At 64.7% G+C, this 24733-nt stretch carries 22 protein-coding genes; 10 read left to right on the forward strand and 12 right to left on the reverse strand.

Annotated features, from left to right (window positions below):
- Positions 1-270: 270 nt before the first annotated feature.
- Positions 271-1278 carry a tripartite tricarboxylate transporter substrate binding protein gene (locus EDF71_RS13670; protein WP_133857132.1) on the reverse strand — a complete coding sequence of 336 codons (1008 nt, stop codon included), beginning with the start codon at positions 1276-1278 and terminating at the stop codon, positions 271-273.
- Between the two features lie 19 nt (positions 1279-1297).
- Positions 1298-2479 carry a M20 aminoacylase family protein gene (locus tag EDF71_RS13675; protein ID WP_133857133.1) on the reverse strand — a complete coding sequence of 394 codons (1182 nt, stop codon included), beginning with the start codon at positions 2477-2479 and terminating at the stop codon, positions 1298-1300.
- A 128-nt stretch (positions 2480-2607) separates the two neighbouring features.
- On the opposite strand from EDF71_RS13675, the gene EDF71_RS13680 reads away from it, so the two are divergent.
- From EDF71_RS13680 to EDF71_RS13690, 3 genes are all read left to right on the forward strand, one after another.
- On the forward strand, positions 2608-3516 hold the full coding sequence (locus EDF71_RS13680; protein ID WP_133857204.1) for a LysR family transcriptional regulator: 909 nt from the start codon (positions 2608-2610) through the stop codon (positions 3514-3516).
- 51 nt (positions 3517-3567) lie between these two features.
- Positions 3568-4044, forward strand: a complete 477-nt coding sequence (locus EDF71_RS13685; RefSeq protein WP_133857134.1) for an Lrp/AsnC family transcriptional regulator — start codon at positions 3568-3570, stop codon at positions 4042-4044.
- 205 nt (positions 4045-4249) lie between these two features.
- On the forward strand, positions 4250-5473 hold the full coding sequence (locus tag EDF71_RS13690; protein WP_133857135.1) for a diaminopropionate ammonia-lyase: 1224 nt from the start codon (positions 4250-4252) through the stop codon (positions 5471-5473).
- A 30-nt stretch (positions 5474-5503) separates the two neighbouring features.
- On the opposite strand, the gene EDF71_RS13695 is transcribed toward EDF71_RS13690, so the two are convergent.
- From EDF71_RS13695 to EDF71_RS13725, 8 genes are all read right to left on the reverse strand, one after another.
- The gene (locus EDF71_RS13695) at positions 5504-6130 is read right to left on the reverse strand and encodes a LysE family translocator (protein WP_133857136.1); all 627 of its coding nucleotides are present in this window, start codon (positions 6128-6130) and stop codon (positions 5504-5506) included.
- A gap of 209 nt (positions 6131-6339) precedes the next feature.
- On the reverse strand, positions 6340-8094 hold the full coding sequence (locus tag EDF71_RS13700; RefSeq protein ID WP_133857137.1) for a cytochrome c biogenesis protein CcdA: 1755 nt from the start codon (positions 8092-8094) through the stop codon (positions 6340-6342).
- 33 nt (positions 8095-8127) lie between these two features.
- Positions 8128-9150: an alpha/beta hydrolase gene (locus tag EDF71_RS13705; RefSeq protein WP_133857138.1), complete on the reverse strand. Its 1023-nt coding sequence runs from the start codon at positions 9148-9150 to the stop codon at positions 8128-8130.
- 379 nt (positions 9151-9529) lie between these two features.
- On the reverse strand, positions 9530-10279 hold the full coding sequence (locus EDF71_RS13710; protein WP_133857139.1) for a response regulator: 750 nt from the start codon (positions 10277-10279) through the stop codon (positions 9530-9532).
- 30 nt (positions 10280-10309) lie between these two features.
- Complete coding sequence (locus EDF71_RS13715) at positions 10310-11623, reverse strand: ATP-binding protein (protein ID WP_133857140.1); 1314 nt, start codon at positions 11621-11623, stop codon at positions 10310-10312.
- 32 nt (positions 11624-11655) lie between these two features.
- Positions 11656-12075, reverse strand: a complete 420-nt coding sequence (locus tag EDF71_RS13720) for an Ohr family peroxiredoxin (protein ID WP_133857141.1) — start codon at positions 12073-12075, stop codon at positions 11656-11658.
- 388 nt (positions 12076-12463) lie between these two features.
- Positions 12464-12604, reverse strand: coding sequence for a hypothetical protein (locus EDF71_RS25045; RefSeq protein WP_166656536.1), 141 nt, complete (start codon positions 12602-12604; stop codon positions 12464-12466).
- Positions 12601-13995, reverse strand: coding sequence for a glycosyltransferase (locus EDF71_RS13725; RefSeq protein WP_208301046.1), 1395 nt, complete (start codon positions 13993-13995; stop codon positions 12601-12603). The genes EDF71_RS25045 and EDF71_RS13725 overlap by 4 nt, the downstream gene beginning before the upstream one ends.
- A gap of 128 nt (positions 13996-14123) precedes the next feature.
- On the opposite strand from EDF71_RS13725, the gene EDF71_RS13730 reads away from it, so the two are divergent.
- Together EDF71_RS13730 and EDF71_RS13735 are read left to right on the forward strand one after the other, a co-directional pair.
- On the forward strand, positions 14124-15095 hold the full coding sequence (locus EDF71_RS13730) for an ATP-grasp domain-containing protein (protein ID WP_133857142.1): 972 nt from the start codon (positions 14124-14126) through the stop codon (positions 15093-15095).
- A complete protein-coding gene (locus EDF71_RS13735; protein WP_133857143.1) occupies positions 15071-15688 on the forward strand; it encodes a histidine phosphatase family protein in 618 nt (205 codons plus the stop codon). The genes EDF71_RS13730 and EDF71_RS13735 overlap by 25 nt, the downstream gene beginning before the upstream one ends.
- Here the strand turns inward: EDF71_RS13735 and EDF71_RS13740 are convergent.
- Together EDF71_RS13740 and EDF71_RS13745 are read right to left on the reverse strand one after the other, a co-directional pair.
- On the reverse strand, positions 15666-16706 hold the full coding sequence (locus EDF71_RS13740; RefSeq protein WP_133857144.1) for a PIG-L deacetylase family protein: 1041 nt from the start codon (positions 16704-16706) through the stop codon (positions 15666-15668). The two genes, EDF71_RS13735 and EDF71_RS13740, sit on opposite strands and share 23 nt — an antisense overlap.
- Positions 16685-17788 carry a hypothetical protein gene (locus EDF71_RS13745; RefSeq protein ID WP_133857145.1) on the reverse strand — a complete coding sequence of 368 codons (1104 nt, stop codon included), beginning with the start codon at positions 17786-17788 and terminating at the stop codon, positions 16685-16687. Before EDF71_RS13745 ends, EDF71_RS13740 begins: the two co-directional genes overlap by 22 nt.
- A gap of 541 nt (positions 17789-18329) precedes the next feature.
- Between EDF71_RS13745 and EDF71_RS13750 the strand changes: the two genes are divergently transcribed.
- The 5 genes from EDF71_RS13750 to EDF71_RS13770 all read left to right on the forward strand — a co-directional run bounded on the left by EDF71_RS13750 (position 18330) and on the right by EDF71_RS13770 (position 24719).
- Positions 18330-18947, forward strand: a complete 618-nt coding sequence (locus tag EDF71_RS13750) for an RNA polymerase sigma factor (protein ID WP_133857146.1) — start codon at positions 18330-18332, stop codon at positions 18945-18947.
- Complete coding sequence (locus tag EDF71_RS13755; protein ID WP_133857147.1) at positions 18944-19981, forward strand: FecR domain-containing protein; 1038 nt, start codon at positions 18944-18946, stop codon at positions 19979-19981. The genes EDF71_RS13750 and EDF71_RS13755 overlap by 4 nt, the downstream gene beginning before the upstream one ends.
- A 317-nt stretch (positions 19982-20298) precedes the next feature.
- Entirely contained in the window at positions 20299-22758 is a 2460-nt protein-coding gene (locus tag EDF71_RS13760; protein ID WP_133857148.1) for a TonB-dependent siderophore receptor, read from the forward strand.
- A gap of 207 nt (positions 22759-22965) precedes the next feature.
- A complete protein-coding gene (locus tag EDF71_RS13765) occupies positions 22966-23517 on the forward strand; it encodes a sigma-70 family RNA polymerase sigma factor (RefSeq protein ID WP_347876668.1) in 552 nt (183 codons plus the stop codon).
- On the forward strand, positions 23514-24719 hold the full coding sequence (locus EDF71_RS13770; protein ID WP_133857150.1) for a FecR domain-containing protein: 1206 nt from the start codon (positions 23514-23516) through the stop codon (positions 24717-24719). The genes EDF71_RS13765 and EDF71_RS13770 overlap by 4 nt, the downstream gene beginning before the upstream one ends.
- The last annotated feature ends 14 nt before the right edge of the window (positions 24720-24733 follow it).

Consider the following 24733-nt stretch of genomic DNA (forward strand, 5'->3'; position numbering starts at 1 on the left):
CCGAATCACAAGTCTGGAGGCTGCTCAAATTGTGCCAATAGTTACTGAATGCGGTGAGTACGAACGCACTCGGCGCAACTGATTGTTGGCGGGTGCAATATTATGTACTAATTTTGATAGCAAAAAGCCGCATGCTGGCTGGCGGGCGACAGTATGGCGAGTATGGCCGTGTCACTGAGGCATGGGCTTGAAAACGCGCGAGGGAGGTACAGTTGCCAGCCCTGCGCGCAAGGGCTGGCGATAAAGACAGGCGGTGGCCCGGTTTGCGTTTTATGCCACGGGCTTGCGGCCCACGGTGCGGATCAGCTCACCCACGCGCAGCAGGTACTGGTCAAAAGCCTGGTTGGCTGCCGCCTGGCTGCTGGTGGGCTGGGCCACGGTGCGGCCTTCGGCCTCCAGGCGGGCGCGGATCTCGGGGTTGAGCAGGGCCGCGCCAATGGCGTTGCGCAACTGGGTGACGCGCTCGGCCGGGCAGCCTTGCTTGACAAAGTAGCCGCCGCTGATGGTGTAGGCAAAGTCAGGCAACTGCTGGCTTTGGCTGATCAGCGGGATATGGGCCAGGGGCGTAGGCAGCTCCTTGGAGAAGCTGGTGACGACCTTGAGCCGGCCCTGGGTCTGCATCGCATCAAAGCTGGTCTGGTAGGGGAGGATGGCCAGGTCCACCTCGCCACCGGCCACACCCTGCAGAGCGGGCGCACCACCCTTGTAAGGCACATGCAGCAGGGGCGCGCCCACGCGGGTGGCCAAGGCCTCGCCCATCAGGTGGTAGATGGAATCAATGCCGACAGTGGCGTAGGTGAGCGGCTTGGCGCTGCTTTGCTTGGCCAGCGCAATCACCTTGTCCAGCGAATCGGCCTGCAGGCCATTGCGGGCCAGCAGCACGATATGCGCTTCGCTGATCGGCGCGACCAGGCTGAAATCCTTCGGGCTATAGCGGGCCGAGGGGTTGAGCATGGGCGCCAGAAACACCTCATTGATCGAGCCATGGAAGAAGGTATAGGCATCGGCCTGCGCACTCAGTACCTTGTTGGCACCGATCAGGCCGGTGCCGCCGCCGTAGTTCTCCACCACGACTTGCTGCTTGAGGCTCTTGCCAATAGATTCGCCAAAGATGCGGGCGGCAGTATCGCTGGCGCCGCCAGCGGGGTAGGGCACGACCAGCGACAGCGGCTTGGTCGGGTAGGCATCGGCTGCCCAGGCCTGTTGCGTGGCCAGCCAGGGGGCGCCCGCCAGCAGGCTGGCGTATTGGAGAAACTGGCGGCGATAGGTTGTGTGCATGGTGCTCTCGCTCGGTGGTTTATTGCAGATAGCTTTGTGCCAGGCTGGCCCAGAAGGCCGCGCCGATGGGCAGGGCCTTGTCATTGAAGTCGTACAGCGGGTTGTGCACCATGCAGCCGCCGTCCTGTCCCAGGCCATTGCCCAGCCGCACATAGGCGCCGGGGCGGTGCTCCAGCATGTAGGCAAAGTCTTCGCTACCCATCACCGGGCCCCGGGTCACCACGTTGTCGGCGCCCAGCAGTTTGGCGGCCACTTCGCGGGCACGCTCGGTTTGCGCGGCATGGTTGACCAGCACCGGGTACTTGCGCTCGTACAGCAGATCGGCCTTGAGCTGGTAGCTCTGGGCCTGGGCGCTGACAAAGTCGCGCAGCCGGGTCTCGATCTGGTTGCGCACCTCGGGGTTGAGCGCGCGGATGCCGATCTTGATCGTGGCGCTCTCGGGCACGATGTTGTAGGTGGCGCCGGCCTGGATGGAGCCCACGGTGATGACGGCCGACTTGAGCGCATCGACCTCGCGGCTGACCAGCGACTGCAGGCCCAGCACGATGCTGGCGGCGGCCTGCATCACGTCGATGCCGTGGTGGGGCATGGCGCCATGGGCGGAGCGGCCGGTCAAGGTCACGGTGGCACGGTCGAACGAGGCCATCGCGGGCCCGGCGATCATGCCGATCTGGCCCACCGGCAGGCCCGGCGTGTTGTGCAGCGCATAGATTTCATCGCAGGGAAACTGCTCGAACAGGCCGTCATCGACCATGCGCAAGGCGCCGCCCTCGTTCTCTTCCGCCGGCTGAAAAATCAGGTTCAGGGTGCCGTTGTAGTCCACCGATTCAGCCAGGTAGCGCGCAGCGCACAGCAGGATGGCGGTGTGGCCATCGTGGCCGCAGGCATGCATCTTGCCGCTCAGGGTGCTGGCATAGGGCAGGCCGGTTTTCTCCTGGATCGGCAGCGCATCCATGTCGGCACGAATGCCGATGCTGCGGCTGCCCTGGCCTTTTTTGAGGCGGCCCACCACGCCCGTGCTGCCCAGGCCCCGGTGCACTTCATAGCCCCAGGACTGCAGGCGCTCGGCCACCAGGTCGCTGGTGCGCAGCTCTTCAAAGGCCAGCTCCGGGAAAGCATGGATCTGGTGGCGGATGCCGACAAACTCAGGCGCAAGGGCCTGTACGGCGGATAGCAAGGCAGGTTGGAGTGGTGCGTTCATGGTGGGGCCGTCACAAAAAAGTCAAACCATTATCGAAAGCGCCATCCGTCGCGTCCATGACAACGCAAGCAATCAAACGTTGCAAGAATCGCAACAATTGGCGGAGGCAAGCGATGTTGAACCTGGGTATGGACGATGTGCTGGACCGCAAGCGGGCGCTGTGCCTGCTGCAGATCATGGAAACCGGCTCGGTGCGCGGCGCGGCCGATGTGCTGGCGGTGGATCCGTCGATGGTCAGCCGCACGGTGGCGCGGCTGGAGCAGGACACCGGCCTGGTGCTGCTGGAGCGGCGCGGCCGGGGCGTGGTGGTGACCGATGCTGGCCGCATGCTGGCACTGTTTGCCCGCCGCCAGCAAGACCTGCACGACACCTTTGTGGCGGAGGTCAACAGCCTCAAGAACGCGCAATCGGGCCACCTGGACCTGGTGCTGGGCGAGGGCACGCTGGACATGGTGATGGGCCCGGTGCTGCAGGGTTTCATCAAAGCCCATGGCGATGTGCGCTACCACATCAAGGTGGCCGGTACCGAGGAGGCCGTGCAGTGCATTCTGGAGGACCGGGCGCATATCGGCATCGTGTTCCAGCCGCCCAACGATGCGCGCCTGCGCTCCCACCATGCCCGGCTGGCCCCTGTGCGGGTGCATGTGCGCAAGGGCCATCCGCTGGCCGGCCACAACGGGCCCTTGAGCCTGGCCGATCTGGCGCCTTACCCGGGCGCAGCGCTGGAGGAATCCTTTGGCGTGCGCAAGCACATCCAGGCCGCCGAGCTGGAGGAAAACATCCGCCTGCAGCCCATGCTGACCACCAACTCCTTCAAGGTGCTGTGGGATTTTGCGGTGATGGGCCTGGGCTACATAATGACGCCGCGCTCCATCCCGCTGCAGGGCGTGGCGCTGGATACCTTGGTGTCCCTGCCTTTGGCCAGCCCGGTGCTGAACCACAGCCAACTGCATGTGGTCACCCGCAGCGGCCGGCCGCTGTCGCCGGTGGCATCGCAGCTGCTGCGGCAGATGGTGGCGGCGTTTTCCGCGAGCTGATGCGCGAAGCGAAGACTGGACAGTGCATACTGCGCGGCTGGAGAGACCACGATGGCATCACACTTGGACAGCTTTGACCTGCAACTGCTCGCCCACCTGCAGCGCGATGCGCGCCTGCCCCAGGCGGAGCTGGGCGCGCGGGTGAACCTCTCGACGGCTGCCGTCAACCGCCGGCTCAAGCGCTTGGGCGAGGAGGGCGTCATCAAACGCTACACGGTGGAGATCGAGCCCGCCGCCGTCGGCTACCCGCTCACTGTCATCGTCGGCGTGGAGGCCGAGAGCGAACGGGTGGACCTGCTCGATGCCACCAAGCGCGTCTTCATGGACTGCCCCGAAGTGCAGCAGTGCTACTACGTGACGGGCGAGTGGGACTTCATCCTGATCCTGGCCGTCACCGACATGGCGCACTACAACGCGCTGACCCGGCAGCTGTTTTTCAGCAGCAACAACGTCAAACGCTTCAAGACCTTTGTGGCGATGGAGCGCGAGAAAACCGGCATGGCGCTACCGATAGGGCTGCCGGATTAACGGGGTTGGAGTGCCGGATCTGCAGGCATGCAACAAGCTCGCAGAGGTCTAGGGCAAAACGGTAAATCGTTCCATTTGGAGGCGCGATACAGGGACAAAAATCCAGGGTGCCACCTCTACGATGGCCGGGTAGCGGTTGAGGATGCAAGCTAGCCATGCAGGCATCCCTCAACCTTCTTGCCCTTTGCCCCTGGAGACCCCTTCAATGTTGATCGCCAATCCCCGCGCCCAGCGCAGTGCCTATCCCGCCGACCTGCAAGCCATCATGCGCGTGGAGCGCGCGCAAGAAAGCCGCCGCTGGCTCAGCAGCTGGCAGGGCATTGCGCGCCAGGCCACGCCGCTGCGTGATTTGCCTGGTTTGGCGCAGCAACTGGGCATTGCCAGCTTTCGCCTCAAGGATGAATCGCTGCGCTCCAGCTTGGGCAGCTTCAAGGCGCTGGGCGCGCCGGTGGCACTGGTGCGGCAGATTCTGCGCCTGCACCCAGGCTTGGATCCGGCCGCCATCCTGAGCGGGCGCTATGCCGTGCAGCTGAAGGGCTATACCGTCATCAGCGCCACCGATGGCAACCATGGCCGCAGCCTGGCCGCTGCCGCGCGCGATGCCGGTTGCGGCTGCCAGATCGTGCTGCATGCCCAGGTGAGCGCCGAGCGCGAGCAGGCCATTGCCGCCTATGGCGCCGAGATTGTGCGCATTGCCGGCAACTACGATGCCTCGGTCGAAGAGGCCGCCCGCCTGGCGCAGGCCCATGGCTGGCAGGTCATCTCGGACACATCGTACGAAGGCTATGAAGACATTCCGCGCGATGTCATGCAGGGCTATAGCACCATCGCGGCCGAAGTCATCGAGCAGACCGGCGCGCAGCAGGGCGCCGCCAGTGCCTTCAGCCATGTGTTATTGCAAGGCGGTGTGGGTGGCATGGCCGCCGGCCTGGCCAGCTACCTGTGGGAAGTGCATGGCGCACAGCGCCCGCGCCTGGTGGTGGTGGAGCCGGCCCAGGCCGATTGCCTGCTGCAAAGCGCCATCCAGGGGCGGCCGGCCCAGGCGACGGGTTCGGTCGATTCGGTGATGGCCGGCCTGGCCTGTGGCGAGACCTCGCCGCTGGCCTGGAAGTTTCTGGACCCCAGCGTGGACCACTTTATGACGGTGGAGGACGACGCAGCCATTGCCGCGATGCGGACTCTGGCCCAGGGCGTGGGCGGCGATATCCCCGTGGTGGCGGGCGAATCCGGCGTGGCGGGCCTGGCTGCTTTGCAGGTCTTGCGCGGCGATGCGGCCGGCTGGGCCGAGTTGGGACTGGATGCGCAGTCCCGGGTGCTCATCATCAACACCGAGGGCGCCACCGCGCCCCAGGTCTATGCCGAGCTGGTGGGCGAATCGGCAGCAGCCGTCCAGGCTCGCCAAGCTGCGTGGTTGACGCAGCGACATTGAGGCGCTGCGGGCTGGCCTTTGAACAGGTTCTTAGCCTGGCCGCCGGGCCAACAGCGCCCAAACCCCCGCCGCCGACAGCAGGCTGCCCCCGGCGATATGGAAGCGCTGCATGGCCTTCGGTGAAGACAGCAGCTTTCTCGCAGACGATGCAAACACGGCATACAGCGTGGCATTGAGGGTGGCCATCGCGACAAAGGTGAGGGCCAGAATCCAGAGCTGCTGGGCAACGGGCGCGCTTGGGCTGATGAACTGCGGCAGGAAGGCCACAAAAAAGACGATGCCCTTGGGGTTGAGTGCGGTGACCAGGTAGGTATTGGCAAACAGTTTCCAGCGCGAGCTGGAGACAGGCGCTGCTGCCAGCGCGGACGGCGAGATGCCCGCGCGTAGGAGCTTGATGCCGAGGTAAAGCAGGTAGAGGCCGCCTGCCCATTTGACGACGGTGAACCAGAAGGCCGAAGCCGCCAGCAGCGCACCCAGCCCCAGCAGCGACACGACCAGCGCCGTCGAATCGCCCAGCGCCACCGCCGCAACCAGCGGCACATTGGCGCGGCGCCCTTGCGCCAAGGAGTAGCTGATCACCGTGAGAATCGTCGGCCCCGGGATAATGAGCAGCACGGCGGATGCGGCGACAAAGGCTAACCAGAGTTCGATGGGCATGGAGGCTCCTGTTGGTGGGGGATCAGAGGCGATGGCGCTGACTGGCTGGCTCAGCGGCTACGTGATGGTAAGGCGAATCGCAGCAGGCCGCTGTCTGTAGCGTGTCTCAGCGGAGCGGAACCGCCATCCGCTTCCAAATTGGGGGTGTGGCAGTTGGGGGCTGCCCGCGAGGGGCAGTAGATCCTAGCAGGCGCGCAATGCTAAGCCTCCTAGCCAAACGTAAACGCATATCCCTGTGCACCCGCATCCAGAAACTCGATCTCCACCGTGCGCTGCTTCACCGGGCCCTGCTGGCGCACCAGCTGGTAAAGCCGCGTCGCATCGACCTGGCCGTAGCCCTGGGCATCGACATCGCTGCCGTGGTGGATGCCTGGGGGCTGGCCGTCGATGGTCAGGCGAAAGCGTAGCGGACCGGCACCGGCGGCGCCCAGCACCAGGTTGGCGTCGCGGGCTTCAAAGCGCAGGGCAAGGCGGCCGCCGGCGCTATTGGCTTGTACCCACTCGGGCTTCAAGGTCCAGTTGCCCTGCAAGGTCCAGGTGTTGAGGCGCAGCGACGCTGGCTGGTAGTCCGCTGCCTTGTCGGGGGCGGGGCGGCCTGCCAGGCGCAGGCTGCCGCCCTTGTCGTAGCCCAGGTAGAGCTCGGGGCTGCGCAGGCTGGCGGTGTCGGCGGCCATACCCAGGCCCTGGGTGTCGGGGACGGTGTTGGCATTAGGCGCAGAGGCCGTTGCCGCCGATGGGGACTGGGCTTCGCGCAGCAGCTCGTTCAGCGCACGCTCGGTCGCCGCATAGCCGCCTTCGCCAAACTGGTGGTGGCGCACCCGCCCTTGGGCGTCGACCAGGTAGAGGGCCGGCCAGTACTGGTTGTTGAAAGCGCGCCAGATGCGGAACCCGTTGTCCTGTACGACGGGGTAGCTGATCTTGAGCTGCTGCAAGGCCTTCTCGACATTGCTGCGGTCCTTTTCGAACGCGAATTCGGGCGCATGCACCCCCACCACCACCAGGCCACGATCGGCATACTTTTGCGCCCAGGCATTGACATAGGGCAGGGTGCGCAGGCAGTTGACGCAGGAATAGGTCCAGAAATTAACCAGCACCACCTTGCCGCGCAGCGCGGGGATGGACTGCGGCTCGGCATTCAGCCATTGGGTGCCGCCGTCCAGGCTGGGGCGGGTCGATTCCACTGGCAGGGAGCTGGCGTAAGGGGCACCTGGGTTATTGCCTGCCAACTCGGCCGCTTGGGCCGAGGGCATCGCCGCTTGCAGCAGACTGCTCTCCAGCCCATTGCTGGCCAAGCCGCTCAATGCGCCCGATTGTGCAAGCAGGCGGCTGTCCAGTCCGGTGGCCACGGCCAGCACGGCGGCCAGCATCGCGGCGCCTGCAACACGCCGACCGCGTTCGCCCGGCAGCCAATGGGCCCGCAGTCGCGCCATGGTGCCGGCGCTGATGCGCAGGGCCGCCCACAAGGCCAGGCCGGCACCGGCCGCATAGCTCAGCAGCAGCAGGCTGGTGGCGGTGTCCGCCCCCGCCAGTGCGGCACCCGACAGCAGCAGGCCCAGCACCGGGCCGGCGCAGGGCGACCAGATCAGGCCGGTGGCCGCGCCCAGCAGCGCGGAATGCAGCCAGCGCTGCTGAGGGTTCTGGGCAGCCAGCTTTTCTCCGATCTGCACCAGCGGCCGACTCCACCAGGCGGCCAGGCCAGGGAACAGCAGGGACGCTGCAAACACGCCCAAGCCCAGCAGCGCCAGGCCCCGGCCCCACTGGCTCAGTTGCACCGCCCAGGCGCCGGCGGCAGCGGCCAGCGATGCGGCGGCCGCAAAGGCCAGCGCCATGCCGACAAGCAGCGGCAGGCTGCCGTGGCGGCTGGGTTGGCCCTGGCGTGCAAAGACAAAGGGCAGAACGGGCAGGATGCAGGGGCTCAGCACGCTGAGCACCCCGGCGGCAAAGGCAACAAGGTACAAGGCCATGGCAGCTCCTTGGATGGTTGGTTGAGGACGGGCTTACAAGCGGGTGACGTCGATAACAGCCTGGGCAAAGGCGGCGGGCGCCTCTTGGGGCAGGTTGTGGCCAATGCCGCCCTCCAGGTTGCGGTGCTGGTAGGGGCCGCTGAACTTGGCGGCATAGGCGGCAGGCGCGGGGTGCGGCGCGCCATTGGCATCGCCCTCCATCGTGATGCTGGGAACTGCGATGCGGGGCGCGCTGGCCAGCCGGGCCTCCAGCGCATCAAAACGCGATTCGCCCTGTGCCAGTGCAATGCGCCAGCGGTAGTTGTGCACCACGATGGCGACATGATCGGGGTTGTCAAAGGCCTGGGCGCTGCGCTGGTAGGTGGCATCGTCAAACTGCCATTGGGGCGAGGCCTGCTGCCAGATAAAGCGGTTGAAGGCGGCGGGGTTGGCGGCATAGCCGTCGCGGCCCCGGTCGGTGGCCAGGTAGGACTGGTACCACCAGGCGTATTCGGCAGCAGGCGCCTGGGGCTTGGCATTGGCCTGGGGGCTGCCGATCAGGTAGCCGCTCACGGACACCAGGCCGCTGACCCGCTCGGGCCAGATCGCCGCCATGATGCAGGCGGTGCGCGCACCCCAGTCAAAGGCGCCCAGCACGGCCTGGCGCACGCCCAGCGCATCCATCAGCGCAATGATGTCCTGCGCAACTGCGCCTTGCTGGCCATTGCGTGCTGTGCTGGCCGACAGAAAACGCGTGCCGCCGTAACCGCGCAAGTAGGGCACGATGACGCGGTAGCCCGCAGCCGCCAGGCGCGGCGCCACATCGACAAAGGCATGGATGTCATAAGGCCAGCCGTGCAGCAGGATGGCGACAGGGCCGTTGGCGGGGCCCGCTTCGGCGTATTCCACCCGCAGGTCGCCGGCATCGATCTGCTTGAGCGGGCCAAAGCTGGTGGCGCCTGCCGGGCTGGCGGCGCGTGCGCTGCTGGCCAGCAAGCTGCCCATGGGCGCCAGGGCCAGGCCGAGGGCGGCATTGCCCAAGAAGCTGCGGCGGGAGGAGGTGGTGATCGGGTTCATGGAGGGCCTTTGCATGAGGAAGGTGGTGGGGGTGCTCAGTGCCGAAACTTGTTTGTCTTGGCTGTTAGCTAGTAGACCGCCGCCATGTATGTGGCATGTGTCACGTGCACCCCCCAAATGCATGGCCGTGTAGCACGTGGCGCGGGCAGATACACAGCTATACAAAGCCGTGATGGCCGACCCCGGAAACGCCACCGCCACCTGAAAGGTGGCGGTGTGGGGTGTGATGGGGGCTACTTGGCGGTCCTAAGCACGAGGCCCGCGTTTGCGCAGCGGGGTCGAGCAGCTGGCCAAGGGGCAGGGCCGGCCTGCAGGCGAGGCGATCTCAGCGGCGGCACAGCCCAGCAGGAACATGCAGGCATACAGCCATTTGCGAACACTAAACATCCTGGGCCTCTACCTGGCTGGCAAACACATAGCCCTCGCTGCGCACCGTCTTGATATAGCGCGGCTCGCGGGCATCGTCGTTCAGGCATTTGCGCAGGCGGCTGATCATCAGGTCGATGGAGCGCTCGAACAGCTCGGCTTCGCGGCCCTGGGTGATGGACAGGATCTGGTCGCGGCTGAGCACCTTTTGCGGGTGGTCCACCAGCACGCGCAGCAGCCGGTATTCGGCGCCGCTCAGCGACACCATCACGCCTTCCTGGTCCAGCAGCACGCGCTCCACGGTATCGAGCCGCCATTCGCCAAAGGCCAGAAAGCGCGCCTCTTCGCTGCTGCGCATATTGGGCGGCAGCATGCGGGTGCGCCGCAATACCGACTTGATGCGTGCCAGCAGCTCGCGCGCGGCAAAGGGTTTGGGCATGTAGTCATCGGCGCCCATCTCCAGGCCCAGCACCCGGTCGGTCTCATCACCGCGTGCCGTCAGCATGATGATGGGCGTGGTCTTGAACTTGCCGGCGCGCAGGTCGCGGCACAGGGTGAGCCCGTCTTCGCCGGGCAGCATCAGGTCGAGGATGACCAGGTCAAACGGGCAGGCGGTCTCCAGCAGCTGCCGCATATGCCGGCCCGTAGGTGCGGAGGTCACACGCAGGCCATTTTTTTGCAGGTAGGCGCTGACCAGGTCGCGGATGTCCCGGTCGTCATCCACCAAAAGAACGTGGTCGCTGGCAGGGGAGGTGCTTGTCATGGCAGAAGGTGTCGGTGGTGTCAGTGGGTGTCAGCGGGTCGCCGGCAGCTGCAGGCTGGCGCGCAGGCCGCCTTCGGGGCGGTTGTGCAGGCTCAAGGTGCCGCCCAGCGACAGGCTCAGCTGGTGGGCAATGGCCAGGCCCAGGCCGGAGCCGCCGGTGTCGCGGTTGCGGGAGGCCTCAACCCGGTAGAAGGGCTGCAGCACGGCTGCAAGCTGCTCCTCGGGGATGCCGGGCCCGGCATCGCAGACGTCGATGCACAGATGGCCAGCCTGCAGGCGCAGATGCACATCGGCGCGCTGGCCGTATTTCAAGGCGTTGTCGATCAGGTTGCCCAGAATGCGGCGCAGCGCATTGGGCCGGGTGCTGATGGGCTGGCCCGCAGCGCCGTCCATGGTCACCGGGCTGCCGGTGTCGGCATAGTCGTTGACGATGCTGCGCAGCAGCGCATCCATGTCCAGGCGCCGCACTTTCTCGTCGGAGCCTTGCAAGGTCTTGGCATAGTTCAGGCCTTCCTGCACCAGGCTGCGCATGGCCTCCAGGTCCTGGCGAAACTTGTCGGCATCGGGCATATCGTCCATCAGGTCCACCCGCAGGCGCATGCGCGTGATGGGGGTCTGCAGATCGTGCGAGATGGCGGCGAGGATTTGCACGCGCTCGTTCAGGTAGCCGGCAATGCGCCGCTGCATGGCGTTGAAGGCGCGCGCGGCGCGTACTACCTCGGCGGGGCCGGCCTCGGCCACCACAGTGGGCTGCAGGTCGGGGCCCAGCTGGTCGGCCGCCGTTGCCAGCCTCTCCAAAGGCCGGGTGACCAGGCGCACCGCGAGCCAGGCCAGGCCTGCCAGCACCAGCAACTGGCCCAGCAGCAACCAGGTGACCCAGCCCGACACCGGCATCGGCACGCGGCGCGCCACGATGTACAGCGGTGTGCCGTCACTTAGCCGCAGCTGGATGCGCACGGCATCGGGCCGGTCGCCCAACTGGCCCATCGCCAGCACCGGAAAGGGCTGCAAGGCATCGGCCACCACCTGCGCAAAGCGGGCCAGGGCCGGGTCGGTGGGCGCGGCGTTGCTGACCACGCCCTCCAGAGAAAAACTGTAGTTGGGCCGCTCGAGCTTGAGGAACCAGTCCTGGCGCTCATTGGCCGGCAGCCGGTCGATCAGCGCGACCGAGCTGGCAATATCGCGCTCGACCCCGCTGATCATCAGCCGCATCAGCGCCTGCTCACGCTCATGGCGAATGGCCATATAGGTGAGCAACTGCGCCACCCCCATGCCCAGCACCACCAGCAAGGCGACGCGCGCCAGCAGGGTGGAAGGGACAAGCCGTTGAAGAATGCTGCGCATGGAGGTAAGCGGGGTGGGGAGCGAAAGGGCGATCAGGCCACGGAAAGATCGACCTGGATATTGCCGCGTGTCGCCTTGGAGTAAGGGCAGATCTGGTGCGCCGCCTGCACCACGGCCAGCGCCTGGTCATGAGCCACGCCCGGCACCCTGACGTTCAGCCGCGCCGCCAGCGCAAAGCCCTCGGCGTTTTGCACCAGGTCCACCTCGGCATCGACTGCCAGCTCTGCCGGCAGCTTGACGCCCAGCGGCTGCGCCGCGCGTGCCATCGCCCCCATGAAGCAGGCCGACCAGCCCGCCGCAAACAGCTGCTCGGGATTGGTGCCCGTGCCTGCCGCGCCAAATTGGGTCAGGTGAATATCCAGATGCCCGTCATCGCTGCGCGATGCGCCGGAGCGGCCGCCGGTGGTGGTCGTGCGGCCGGTGTAGAGAACCTTGTCTTGTGCTGCGCTCATGGTCAAATCCTTTTGGAGGTGTTGTTTTGTCAAACTGACGGAGCGATTGTTCAAGCCAGCGGCGCTTTGGCAAAGGGGTTTTCTGACCGAATGTAGCGCTGGGAGAGGCAGTGTACAAAACTATACAAAACGCATGGGCTTGGGTGATGGATGGCGACGTATCCGCCTGGCAAGGTCGGAGAAAGCTCGCCTGCGGCTGGTGGAGTGACTACTCGTCAGCTGGCTTGCGTTGGAGGCCTCCCCCGCGTTATGGGTGTTGCCGCATGGCGGGGCAAGTTGCTTGGTGGCAGTGCCGATGGGCGCGATCAACCAGCCATTACAGCCCGCACCAGCGCTTCTTCCGGGTCAAGATGGCATTGGCACAGGCAGGGCAAGGGATCGCTGGCGGTCACTGGCGGATGGCCAGGACCAGCGCGAGCGCAGCACACAGCGTCACCACGATGACCAGTAGCTCGGCCCATACCAGCCGGCGCTCCTGGCGCGTGTCCTCGGATTGCAGCTTCGAGAAGCTGGACGTTGGATCGTTCATTCGAGAATCCGGCCTTTTCCAGTTTTGATGGTCTTGTCCCAGCGGCGGTCCGCGCCCTTGGCTTCTGCCAAGATGGCAGCGAAGGCGACGGCACCGTTGAGTGCGCCGTATCCGATGGCCATGACCAGCAGGTTGCGCAGCCAATGGGGCAGAAGTCCACGCTTTTCTGCGACATAGAGCGCCCATATCGCCACCATGCTGAGGCTGCTCCAGCTATAGGCAAGGAACATCAGGCTAGCCGTATAAGGCCCGGTGCTGTTGCGGCTGAACTCCACGATGGACGCCCACATGAAAAACAGGCTGATGAGTCCCGGATAGGCCAAACCCTGCAGCCAAGTCCTTCGCCCCGTGGGCGGGTCGATCAGCATGGCGAAAAGGGTAATAAAGAAGTAGATCAACGCGCTGACCATCCAAAAGTGTCTGAGCGTGCTGCCCGCTAGGCCTGGATTGACAAAATGCAGAGCCCACAAACCCAGCGACGACAGGATCGCCAGCAAAGGCACGGCCACCGTTGACATCCAGACCAGGCCAAACCATGGCCCACCCAGGCGCGGATGCACGGAAGGGCGAAACCAGAGCTTGCGGTAGGTTCGGGTGAGTTGAAGGTTGCCTCGGGCCCAGCGCAAACGTTGCTTCCATAGTGATTCCAGGCTTCCCGGCTCTTCGGCCCAGACGACGGCGTTGCCATCGAACACGGCCTTGCGCCCGTTCAACTGCGTTCTGAGGGTGGTGTCCGTGTCCTCGGCGAGCGAGGAGGTATCGATGCGGCCACCCATGTCCAGAAGGTTCTGCCGCGTGTGCAGTTGAGCGCCCCCGGCCATGCACAGCAGCGCGCCGGTCACATTCTGTGAGCGCCTGGCAGCCGCCTGTGCGGCAATGTATTCAAACGCGATGAACCGCGTCAAAAGATTGCCTGGCCGACTGCCTTCCTTGATGTAGGCCGTCACCGCACCCACCTCGGGATCGGCCAGATGCCGGGCCATGCGCCGCAGCGTCAACGGCGGGAACAGAACATCGGCATCCATGATGACAATGGCTTCTGCCCAGGGCTCCTGCAGCACCGTCTCCAGCCCGAAATTCAAGGTATGGGCTTTGCCTTGCCCGCCGTTTTCCCGCCGCAGATGAAACACCCGGCCAGCAAACTCGCGCTGGGCTTGTTGCAGGATCTCGGGGGTGTCATCGGTGCTGGCGTCATCGACCACCATCACCCGTATGCGCTCCAGCGGATAGTCCAGCCGCATCAGGCATTCGATGGTGGCGCGTATGCTGGCGCCTTCATTCCACGCAGGCACGATGAATGCCACATTGGGGGTGGTGTCTTGGCAGCGTGCATAGGGCTTGCCAAGCCCATGCAGGCCCACCAGCACAAACTGGATGAAGGAGACGAGCAAGGGAACGGTGCCGGCAAACACCCACGCTATCAACAACCATTCAACACCAGGTCTCATCAGTTCCATGTCATTGGCACTTCAGCTCTGAACCAGAATAAGATAGTACTTTTTGCAAGCTCCATTCGCTCATGAAAATATTGATCACCGGTGCTGGTGGACCTTCGGCCATCAGCGTTTGGAAAAGCCTCCACAGCGATCATCAACTGTTCATGGCGGATATGGATCCGTGCGCAACCGGGCTCTATCTGGTACCCGCTGCGCAACGTCTGATTGTGCCTCGCGGCGATGATCCTTTTTTCTCGCAGCGTCTTTTGGCGCTGTGCCTGCACCACCGCATTGACCTGGTGATTGCCACGGTTGATGCGGAATTGGTTCCGCTGGCCCTGAAAAGCCAGGAGTTCCAGGCCCAAGGTATCCAGGTTCCCTTGTCGCCGCTCAAAGCGCTGGCGCTGTGCGCCGATAAGCTGGCGCTTCTTGAAGCCGCGCAAGCGGTTGTTCCTGTGCCGCAATTTGAGCCCTTTGTGGATACTTCGGGCCTTCTGCATTCGGCAGCTGCGCCGCTGTTTATCAAGCCGCGCCGAGGGGCGGGCGGGCGGGGGGCGCAGATCGTCAGAGGACCGCAGGATCTGGCTGCCATCCCTCGCGATGGCTCGTATCTGCTGCAAGAATGGCTCCCCGGCAACGAATACTCGGTGGACGTGTACCTGCGTGCCGATGGCGTGGCCATCGCTGCAGTGCCCAGGCTCCGCATGAAAATTGACTCCGGGATCGCCATGGCGGCACGCACGCAGCATTTGCCCGCATTGTCCCAAGCAGCGATCGATGTGGCCCAGGCCATGGGGGTACGGTTTGCGGCGAATGTGCAGTTTCGAGAGGATGCAGACGGCGTGCCCAAGCTGTTGGAGATCAACCCCCGCTTTCCTGGCACGCTGCCTCTGACCCAGGCCGCAGGCCTGGATTTGCCCGCCTTGCTGGTCGCGGAGATGCAAGGGCAGGCCATGCCCGATGGGCTGCAGCCGTTCAAGGAAGTCATGACGGTTCGTTATCTGGTGGAACAGCTGGTGGAAATCAAGGAATGGCAAGCACTGAACAAGGCCTGAAGCTGTGGATCGTGCGCCACGGTCAAAGCACGGTCAATGCAGGGGCGGTAGCGCATCCGGACGCACCGCTGACGGCGTTGGGGCATGCACAGGCCCAAGCCCTGGTCGAGCGCTTTAGTAGCGCCCCCGATCTGGTGATCACGTCGCCCCTGCTGCGCGCAAGACAGACGGCCGCCCCCTTGCTCGATCACTGGCAACGCACTCCAGCGGAGGTCTGGCCCATTGAAGAGTTCTGCTACCTGAGCCCATCGCGTTGCGCGGGCTCGACGGTCGAGACCCGTCGCCCCTGGGTCAGCGCCTACTGGGAGCGCTGCAGCCCCGACTACGCAGATGGCGCGGATGCCGAGTCCTTTGCTGATTTCATGGCGCGTGTCAGCGCATTTCACCAACGTTTGGTGGCGCGGGGCTCCGGCTTTGTCGTGGTGGTCGGCCATGGGCAGTTTTTGCGTGCCTACCAATTGGCGCTGACCCATGGTTTCGCCGCCAGTGCCGAAGCCATGCGCCGCTTTCGCCAGCAGGAAACGACCCATCCTTTGAAGAATGCCGAGATAGTCGATCTTGGCAGTGTTCTTAGCGATCGAGCTGCCGAATGATTTCCAGGGGCTCCACCAGCCCATAGCCTGCATGGCGCCCCCAATAACGTGCAGTTGCAGAAATGTACGCAGAATCGAGCCCAGCATGCTTTGCCACTTGGCTGTGGTACTTCTGGATCATTTGCACCTTCTTGTCCATGTGATCCGTGATGTCCACGAACAGGTTGGGGCGGAAGTCCGTCGTTGATGATGGCGATTGGTAGCAATAAAGGTTCGGTGTATGCCTGGCCGCCGCCAAGGTCGCTAGGTGCGCATTGCGGTGATCCTGGTGCGAGTCATGCGAGGAGTGGGTGTAGATATGGGTCGGTGCGACTTCACGCACGACGCGCTCGATCAGCTCAATCGTCTGGGCCCCTTCTGGCACCTGCGAGTCTGGCAGATCCCCCACCTTCAGCGTCGCATTGAGCAGCATCGATGCCTGCTGCGCCTCCTCCAGCCGCAAATTGACATCCCCCCCTTTGGCTCCACGGCTCAGTATCAGCACGACAACCTCATGCCCCATGGCGCGCTTTTTCAGTAGCGTGCCGCCGCATCCGATCTCCACATCGTCAGGGTGGGCACCCACGGCCAACGTGACCTGGCGCTGGCGCGCACGCTGCTCGCGCTTTTCGTGAACGAGCGTGTATATCTGATCGAGCAGTTCACTGCAGGAGTAAGTTCTGAGCAGGACATTGTCCACTTGCTGGCTCAGCGCTGCGCGGATGTTCATCACTCCGAGTTGGCGCACGATGCCAAGCACAGGCACGCCCCAGCCACCCAAGCGCGGCAAAGCCGACGGCAACGCAGCCAGCGCGACCTCATCGAGGTTGGCAATGATCAAGTCCCAGGGGTCTGCGTACAGCACACGCTGCAAGTCAGCGCCCGGGGCGCAGCAAGTCAGTTGCATGTCTGCGCGGTCCGCAAGCCATGCCGATACCTGGCGGGCATGCAGTTCATCACAATCGATCAGCAAGATGCGGAACTGGGCCGCTGCCGGCGGGGTGAACTGCGCCTCGCCTAATTCCAGTATTTGCGCCACCCTAGCTCCACCTGCGTTTCACGATTGAGGGAAAGGTGCCGAATCGTTGCCAGAATGGCACCTTGCTGACCGACGGGGAGGACCGCGCGCCCATACACATCCGTTGCATTGGGAGAGGTGCCATGGCTGGTTCCAAGCACCCAGAGCATGTGACCGGGTCCTTGCCGTACCGCCTCCAGCGCCAAGGCGCGGCGGTGGGTGTCCTGGTCGATGTTGTGCTCCGAGTAGAGGCGCACCACAGCTTGCCAGCCTGCTCCCAGGCCGATGCCCAAGCCCACATGGCGCAATTGCGACCGCCAACCAGAACCAAAGCTCTGTCGCAGTCCCCCGGACAAGAGCAGCCCCTCGGTGATCTGGTACTCGCCTTCCATGCCCAGGCGTCGTTGCGTCGCAGTGTCATCTCGCTCGATATGTTCCGCGCTCAGCCGGATGCTGTAGTGCGACGGCACTTGCCATCGGTAGCCGATGGCGGCCGAGGTTGAGGGTATCAAGCGACTGTCTGTCGGCCGGTCCAGAAGCCCGACATCGACACTGTTGCGCCGCAGGTCCACATCCAGAACCTGTCTCGCATCAATGGCGGTGGAAAAGCCCAGGCTGCCACCCCAAAGCTTGCCGACATCGTTGCTGAGATAGCTCCCTTTGGCATCCAGTTGGTAGCGAAACACGTTCTGGGACTGCGCAAGCCCTGCGAGGGCTTCTGCATTGTGCGGCTGGACATCGAGCGTTTGCCCAAAGCCCTGCTGTGCCTGCGCAACCTCATAGTCCGCCAGAAGCACCCAGGCCATTCCATTTTTCGCCTCCAGGTCGGAGGGGTCCTCGGCGAGGATCTGTGCGTAGATGTCGCGCGCCTGCAAAAGCTGGCTCTGTGCCCTGGCCACCCGTGCAAGCCCCAAGAGCGCTGCGCGCTTGTCGCCCGGATTGCTGGATGCTGCGCTCTCCCCATAGGCCTGGCGTGCAAGCTCAAACCGGCCGGAGTGCTCGAAATTCTGCGCCCGTTCAAGGACTGACTGTTGAGCAGATGCTGCAAAAACGCTAGCTGCAGCAAGGGCTATGGATCCAGCCAACAGGGGTTTGAGGAACATGGTGACGGCGCGATGGGTCAGAAATCAAAGTGCAAAAATTATTACAGAAAATATGAAAATTGTTCATTTCTTTACAATTTTCTATGGACTGAATGGTGAACAATTCTTTCCTGCGCTGCCGTCCCAGCGCATGTGATGTCATCCGGAATGGCCAGGTAGGGGGGCTGGGCGGCATCCTGCTTGGCCCTGCTGCCCAGACACGGCTTACGAGCGACTGCAATCGGCCGCTGCTGCCTGGGATAGAACATAGACCAAGCTGAGGCTCAGCGGGGACCTTGATGGGCTGGCTTGCAGATGCTGCGCCTATCGTCATCCCTTGCATGCAAAAAGCCGCTGGCGCTGGCTACAATCGCCCCCAGTCATAACCAATGGCCTGACCTCCGCAAGTAGCACGGTACCCCTCTTGGCGCACACCCGCGCAGGGTTTGCCAATCCGGAGCGCTGGCTGATCGCAGCGAACCGTGCTATCTCTTTTGATCCCTCGTTCTCATCGAATCCTGTGCCAGGCACCATGCGCGCATAGGTGGCGCAGCTTGGCAGCATGAACGCACGCGTCCCCAATGGCGATATGGCGCCCGATGGTGACTCCCCGGCCAGCAGCGCCCTGGCGCGGACCTACCAGCGTCTGCGCGCGCCCTTGCAGCGCCTGCTGCGGCGGAGCACGGCGCGCAGGGAAGATGCCGAGGACGGGGTGCAGGAGGTGTTTCTGCGCTATGCCGCCAGCAACAAGCAATTGCCTGAAGACGAGGAGGCCGCCTACCTGCATACGGCGGCGCGCAATGTCTCGCACACCGCTTGGCAGCAGGCCCAGCGGCGTGAGCGTGTTGAGGCGGTGTCGCTGGAGGATTGCAGCGAGATGGCCGAAGGGCTGGCCGCTGATGAGGCCAGCGATCCTCTGCATTGCGCCGAGCACAGCCAGCGCCTGGGCCTGATGGAGCAGGCACTGGCCGAACTGCCGGAGCGACGCCGCGAGGCCTTTGTGCTGCATGCCATCGATGGGCTGACGCAGACCGAGGTCGCGGCGCGCATGGGCATCACACGCCGCATGGTCCACAACCATGTGACCCTGGCCTATGCCTATTGCCAGATGCGCGTGCAGTACCGCAGCGCCGAAGACATGAAGCTCGCCCAGGCCCTGCAAGCGGAGGCCACGCCATGACCCCCCTCAACCCTGAACTGGCGCAGCGCCACCAACGAGCTGCCGATTATTTTGTGCGGCGGCGTGAGCACGACTGGACGGGTGCCGACGAGCGCGAGCTCAACGCCTGGCTCAGCGATCCGGTCAACCGCAGCATTTTTGAAGACCTGAGCCGCGTGGCGCTGGATCTGCGGCATATTCCACGTCCGCGCCTGGCATCGGATCCCCCCCTGCACAGCAAGGCCAGCGCTTCTGAAACTGCAGGCCGCGACACGGCGGAATCGGCAGTTGGCGGCAGCGGTGCTGCCACCTGGCAGCCCAGGCGCCGTGCCCTGGCGCCAGCGCTGCTGGCCGCCGTGCTGATGGCCGGTGGGGGCTGGTACGGGTGGCGCAATCACGCCAGCTATGAACTGACAGTGGCCACCGGCCCGGGCGAGACGCGCGAGGTCGATCTGCCCGATGGCAGCCAGGTGGCGCTCAACTTCAGCAGCAGCCTGCGGGTGCGTTACTACCCGGGGCGCCGCGAGACCGAACTTGGCGCCGGCGAGGCCTTTTTTAGGGTCGCCCATGATGCCAACCGACCCTTTACCGTGGACAGCGGCAACAGCCGGGTGCGCGTGGTGGGCACGGCCTTCAATGTGCGGGCGGGGCCGCCTCAGCTCACGGTCAAGGTGCTGGAGGGCAAGGTCGAGGTGCGGCCTGACCGCCACCGTGATGACCTGCGCGCACTGCTGTTGACTGCGGGTGGCGGCGTCAGCATTGAGCCGGCCACGGGCCAGTACACGGCACTTGCGGCACCTGCGGGCACGGTGGGCGACTGGCGCAATGGCCAACTGGTGTTTGAGCAGGCTGCGCTGGCCGAGGTGGCTGCCGAGCTCTCCCGCTACCTGGGCGAGCCTGTGGCGGTCGAAGGCGCAGCGCTGGGCAAGCTGGCGGTATCGGGCATGGTCATCACCAGCGCGCCAGCGGCTTTTTTGCGCTCGCTGCCTGATCTGTTGCCGGTGCGGGTGGACCGGGCAGCACAGGGCGGATGGCGGATTCGCCCGCGCGGCTAATGTAAATAAACGTAAATAGACCGGAATTTTTGCGCCCGGACGTTCCCACTTTGCTGCTGGCAACGGTTGATCCAGGTAGGGGGCAGCATTTTTGCCCCGAGGTTGCCAGCCAGTGCCTGCCCGCAGCAGATCAGCCAACAGCCATCACGACCGCGCGGTGCGCGTTGTCAGTGCTGATTTGTGGGAGGTCTGGTCAAGGCCTGGGCGTGCTGCCTGTCTGGGCTGCATGCCCGATCCCGATCTGCCGTTCTGACAATTCGCTGCGCTGCGCATTCGGCCCCCGTGGGCAACAAAAACGGATAACGCAGGATTTGGACATGCGAGCAAAGCAGCATTTGAGGGGCGCCATTGCCAGTGGCGCATTGGCAGGACAGGTTCAGCGCGGTGGCGCGCGCAGTTGGCAGCCAGCCGCAGCGGCCTGGTGGGTCGCGGTGGCGGTTGCCGCCATGGCGGCACCGGCGCAGGCCCAGGAAGCGGTTGCCTTTGATATTCCGGCGCAGCCGCTGGCTGGCGCCTTGCGGGTGTTTTCGCAGCAGGCCAAGCAGCAGGTGTTGTTTGACCAGGCCACCGTGGCAGGGCGCTCAGCACCAGCGCTGCAGGCGGCGCTGACGCCCCGGCAGGCACTCGACCGCTTGCTGGCCGGTACCGGCATCGTGGTCGTCCAATCGCAGCCAGGCGCATTCACGCTGAAGGCAGCCCCGCCCGCCACACCACAGGCAACGACCACCACGCTGGCAACGGTGACCGTGACCGCCCAGGCCGAGCGCGAGACCGCAACCGGCCCGGTCGGTGGCCTGGTTGCCAAGCGCAGCGCCACGGCTTCCAAGACCGACACGCCGCTGATCGAGATGCCGCAATCGATCTCGGTGATTCCGGCAGAGCAGATGGAGCTGCTCAAGCCCCGGGATGTGGCAGAAGCGCTGACCTACACCGCCGGCATCAACCGCGCCGCCTGGGTGGACCGCGTCTCGGACCAGTTTGTGGTGCGGGGCTTTACCAGCACCCAGCCTTATCTGGACGGCATGCGCTACCAGGTCGGCATCTACGACGGCCAGATGGAGCCCTATGGGCTGGAGCGGGTGGAGGTGCTCAAGGGGGCTGCCTCCACCTTGTACGGCTCCTTGCCGCCGGGCGGGCTGATCAATGCCATCAGCAAGCAGCCCACGACGGAACCGCTGCGCGAGATTGCCACTGATATCGGCAGCTTCAAGCGCAAGCAGGTCTCGGCAGACTTCGGCGGTGCGCTGAACGAGGACAAGACCTGGTCGTACCGGCTGACCACGGTGCTGCGCGACAGTGATGCACCGCAGGACCACACCAATGATGACCGCGCCTATATCGCGGGCTCCTTGCGCTGGCGCCCCGATGCCGCTACCACCTTGACCTTGCGCGCCGAGTACCAGCGCGATGGCACGGTGTATCCGGCCGGCTACCCGCTTTACGGCACGGTCTATGCCAGCCCCTATGGCGAGATCCCCACCAGCCGCTTTATCGGCGAGCCCGGCTTTGACAGCTTTGATGTGAACCGCAAGGTGCTGGGCTATCTGCTGGAGCGCGATCTGAGCGATTCCCTCAAGCTGCGCCACGGCCTGCGCTATTACCAGGGCAGCATCCACCGGCGCGAGACCTGGGCGCGCAACTACTTTGGCTTTACCAGCGACCAGCGCAGCTTCACGCGCCGTGGCCATGAGCGCTACCAGACCTCCAAGGGCGTGACGATGGACACCTCCTTGCAGTCCACGTTCCAGACCGGCCCGGTGCAGCACACGGCGCTCGTGGGCCTGGACTATTCCAAGACCACCTGGCGGGACGAGTACTACATCTACACCATGCCGGACCTGGATCTGTTCGATCCTGTCTACGGTGGCACCATCGGTCCGCAACAGCGCTCGGACAGCAACTGGGGCCAGCGCAACATCAAGCAGACGGGGCTGTATCTGCAAGACCAGATGAAGATCGGTGAGCGCTGGGTGCTGCTGGCGGGTGGCCGGCAGGACCATGTGCGCTACGACGACTACAACCCGCTGACCGGTACGGTGGCGGCCGATGGCGAGAAGTCCGGCAAGTTCAGCGGCCGCCTGGGTGTGGTCTATCTGGCTCCCAACGGCCTGGCGCCCTTTGCCGGCTTCAGCCAGTCCTTCCAGCCCCAGGCGGGCTCGGATCGCCTGGGCGCGCGCTTCAAGCCGACCGAAGGCGAGCAGTATGAAGTGGGTCTGCGCTACCAGCCGCCAGGCTCGGACACCCTGGTCAGTGCCGCCATCTACCAGCTCACCCAGAAGAACGTGACGGTCTCCGACCCGTTTGACAACAGCTTCAGCGTGCAAATGGGCGAGGTGCGCTCACGCGGCTTGGAGCTGGAGGCACGCACCCGCCTGGGCCGCCATGCCAACCTGATCGCTGCCTACTCCTACACCGATGCGCGCACCGTCAAAAGCAGCCCTTTGACGCCGGACGAAGAGGGCAAGCGATCCGCCTATACCCCCCGCCACCAGCTATCCGCCTGGGCTGACTACGGCTTTGGCGCTTTCGACATGCCTGGGCTGCGCATTGGCGCTGGCGCCCGTTACACCGGGGCCACGCGCGAGCAGGGCAGCAGCTTATCTCTGCCGGGCTATGTGTTGTTTGATGCGATGGTCAGCTACACCACCGGGCCCTGGAAACTGGCACTGAATATGAAGAACGTGGCGGACAAGCGCTATGTCACCTCTTGCTCGTACCACACCTGTTTCCTGGGCGAGCCGCGCACGGTGATCCTGTCTGCGGCTTACCGCTGGTAGCGAATGCCCGGGCCGCCTGGCCGCAGCGATGTGGCCGGCGGTCTGTGAAGGAGGCCTTTTCTGGCCACTGGTAGATAAGATGAATTCTCATTTGCATTTATAATGTTCGGCTTACCGTCTCGCTACGCGCTACAGATCCAGCGGCCGCCACATCTTGCTTGCCACCTGACGGGCAATACCAATGCACCTGATGGGGCTCGATCCGCTGTGGCTGCGCATGCTTACTACAAAGAACTGCTGAACTTCTGCGCCCGCACTTTGAAAAACCGCGACTCGGCGGCCGATCTGGTGCAGGAGGCCTATGTGCGCCTCTTTGGCGTGCAGCAGTCGGGCACCCAGGTGGCAGATCCGCGCGCGCTGCTGTTCCGCACGGCGCGCAATCTGCTGACGGACGAGTACCGGCGCGAGCAGGTGCGCAGCCACCAAAGCCTGGAAGCGCTGGACGAAGCGCAGCAGCCCCTGGCACCCAGGCACCTGCAACCCGAGGAGGTGCTGGCCTTCAGCCAGTATGCGAGGGCCGTTTACCTGGCGATTGAGAGCCTGCCACCGCGCTGCCGCGAGGCCTTTGTCTTGAACCGTTTCGATGGCCTGTCGCACCAGCAAGTGGCCGAGCACATGGGCATCTCCCGCAATATGGTGGCCCAGCATGTGATCCGTGCGGTCCTGGTCTGCAAGGCCTGTGATGACCGTTTCCATGGCCGTGCCGCCGACGCAGCGCCCGCTGGCCATGGCGCCGGTACAAAGGTTCAGCACCCATGAGCCAGCCAGAGTTCCACCACCGCCACAGCGCGCCCAGCAGATCGCTGCCAGCTTCCCACCAGGAGGCGGCGGATGCGCGCGACTATGCCGAGTTCATTGCCGGCCAGGATCCGCTGGAGGTTGAGGCCATCGGCTGGATGGTGCGCCGCCAGGATGGGCTGACCGCCGAGGAAGAGGCCGAGTTGCAGGAATGGTTGGAGGCCGATCCCGAACATGCCAAGGCCTTGGAGCAGGCCGAAGGCGTATGGGGCCGCATGGATGAGTTGCCAGAAGAGGGCGTGGATGCGCTGAAGGCGGGCTTGCCACCCAGCGCTGAAGGCCCAGCACCCCTGGCGCTGCCACCGATGGCGGACAGCGCCGCTGCCGATGAGAGACGTCGCCCATCAGGTGCGCCAAGCTCGCCCGGCCGCCGCGCCTGGTTGGCCAACCTGGGCTGGCTGGTTCCCCAGGCTGGCGTGGCCGCTGTCGCGCTGGGCGTGGTGGGCAGCGGCTGGTATGGCTGGACTATCTGGCAGCAGCAGCCGACCTTTACGCAAAGCCTGGCTACCGCCCGTGGCGAGCAGCGGCAGGTACAACTGCCCGATGGCAGTACCTTATGGCTGGACACCGCCACACAGGCGGAGGTCCGCCTGTTCCGCCAGCGCCGCGAGGTGCGGCTGCTGGAGGGCCAGGCCTTCTTCAGCGTACAGCCCAACAGCGCCCAGCCGTTTGATGTGCTGGCGGGTGCCACGCGTGTCACTGTCGTGGGCACGCGCTTCTCGGTGCGCAATACGCGCCGTGGGCTGGGGGATGAGGGCCAAGTCAGCGTGGCGGTGGAGCAGGGCCGCGTGCGCGTAGCCAGCCGCCAAAGCACGCAGGAGCTGGCGGGTGCAGCGGTGGAACTGGTTGCTGGCCAGTCGGTGACTGCCGACGCCAGCGGCAAGCCCGGGGCGGTAAAGACGGAGGCGGCGCCTGCTGCCAACTGGCGCGAAGGCCGGATCAGCTTTAGCGGAACCTCGCTGGGCCAGGCCGTGGCCGAGTTTGAGCGCTATGGCGAAACGGGCCTGGTTATCCGCGACCCAGCGGTAGGCGCACTCAAGGTACATGGCAGTTTTGAGTTGCGGCAAGTCGCAGCCTTCACCCGGGCCTTGCCCAAGGTGCTGCCGGTGCGCTTGGTGCCCAAGGATGGCAAGACGGAAATCACCGCTGCACGTGGCGGTTGAGGCAATGGTTGAAG

The sequence above is a fragment of the Comamonas sp. JUb58 genome (assembly GCF_004364775.1).
In the GTDB taxonomy this organism is placed as follows: Bacteria; Pseudomonadota; Gammaproteobacteria; order Burkholderiales; family Burkholderiaceae_C; genus Comamonas.

Bases quoted from the DNA above. Each gene is read 5' to 3' on its own strand.
- EDF71_RS13685 (WP_133857134.1), top strand. From the start codon at position 3,568: ATGGCATCACACTTGGACAGCTTTGACCTGCAACTGCTCGCCCACCTG.
- EDF71_RS13770 (WP_133857150.1), top strand. From the start codon at position 23,514: ATGAGCCAGCCAGAGTTCCACCACCGCCACAGCGCGCCCAGCAGATCG.
- EDF71_RS13730 (WP_133857142.1), top strand. From the start codon at position 14,124: ATGAAAATATTGATCACCGGTGCTGGTGGACCTTCGGCCATCAGCGTT.
- EDF71_RS13690 (WP_133857135.1), top strand. From the start codon at position 4,250: ATGTTGATCGCCAATCCCCGCGCCCAGCGCAGTGCCTATCCCGCCGAC.
- EDF71_RS13670 (WP_133857132.1), bottom strand. From the start codon at position 1,278: ATGCACACAACCTATCGCCGCCAGTTTCTCCAATACGCCAGCCTGCTG.
- EDF71_RS13680 (WP_133857204.1), top strand. From the start codon at position 2,608: ATGGACGATGTGCTGGACCGCAAGCGGGCGCTGTGCCTGCTGCAGATC.
- EDF71_RS13720 (WP_133857141.1), bottom strand. From the start codon at position 12,075: ATGAGCGCAGCACAAGACAAGGTTCTCTACACCGGCCGCACGACCACC.
- EDF71_RS13745 (WP_133857145.1), bottom strand. From the start codon at position 17,788: ATGTTCCTCAAACCCCTGTTGGCTGGATCCATAGCCCTTGCTGCAGCT.
- EDF71_RS13675 (WP_133857133.1), bottom strand. From the start codon at position 2,479: ATGAACGCACCACTCCAACCTGCCTTGCTATCCGCCGTACAGGCCCTT.
- EDF71_RS13760 (WP_133857148.1), top strand. From the start codon at position 20,299: ATGCGAGCAAAGCAGCATTTGAGGGGCGCCATTGCCAGTGGCGCATTG.
- EDF71_RS13695 (WP_133857136.1), bottom strand. From the start codon at position 6,130: ATGCCCATCGAACTCTGGTTAGCCTTTGTCGCCGCATCCGCCGTGCTG.
- EDF71_RS13735 (WP_133857143.1), top strand. From the start codon at position 15,071: ATGGCAAGCACTGAACAAGGCCTGAAGCTGTGGATCGTGCGCCACGGT.
- EDF71_RS25045 (WP_166656536.1), bottom strand. From the start codon at position 12,604: ATGAACGATCCAACGTCCAGCTTCTCGAAGCTGCAATCCGAGGACACG.
- EDF71_RS13710 (WP_133857139.1), bottom strand. From the start codon at position 10,279: ATGACAAGCACCTCCCCTGCCAGCGACCACGTTCTTTTGGTGGATGAC.
- EDF71_RS13700 (WP_133857137.1), bottom strand. From the start codon at position 8,094: ATGGCCTTGTACCTTGTTGCCTTTGCCGCCGGGGTGCTCAGCGTGCTG.
- EDF71_RS13750 (WP_133857146.1), top strand. From the start codon at position 18,330: ATGAACGCACGCGTCCCCAATGGCGATATGGCGCCCGATGGTGACTCC.
- EDF71_RS13705 (WP_133857138.1), bottom strand. From the start codon at position 9,150: ATGAACCCGATCACCACCTCCTCCCGCCGCAGCTTCTTGGGCAATGCC.
- EDF71_RS13715 (WP_133857140.1), bottom strand. From the start codon at position 11,623: ATGCGCAGCATTCTTCAACGGCTTGTCCCTTCCACCCTGCTGGCGCGC.
- EDF71_RS13755 (WP_133857147.1), top strand. From the start codon at position 18,944: ATGACCCCCCTCAACCCTGAACTGGCGCAGCGCCACCAACGAGCTGCC.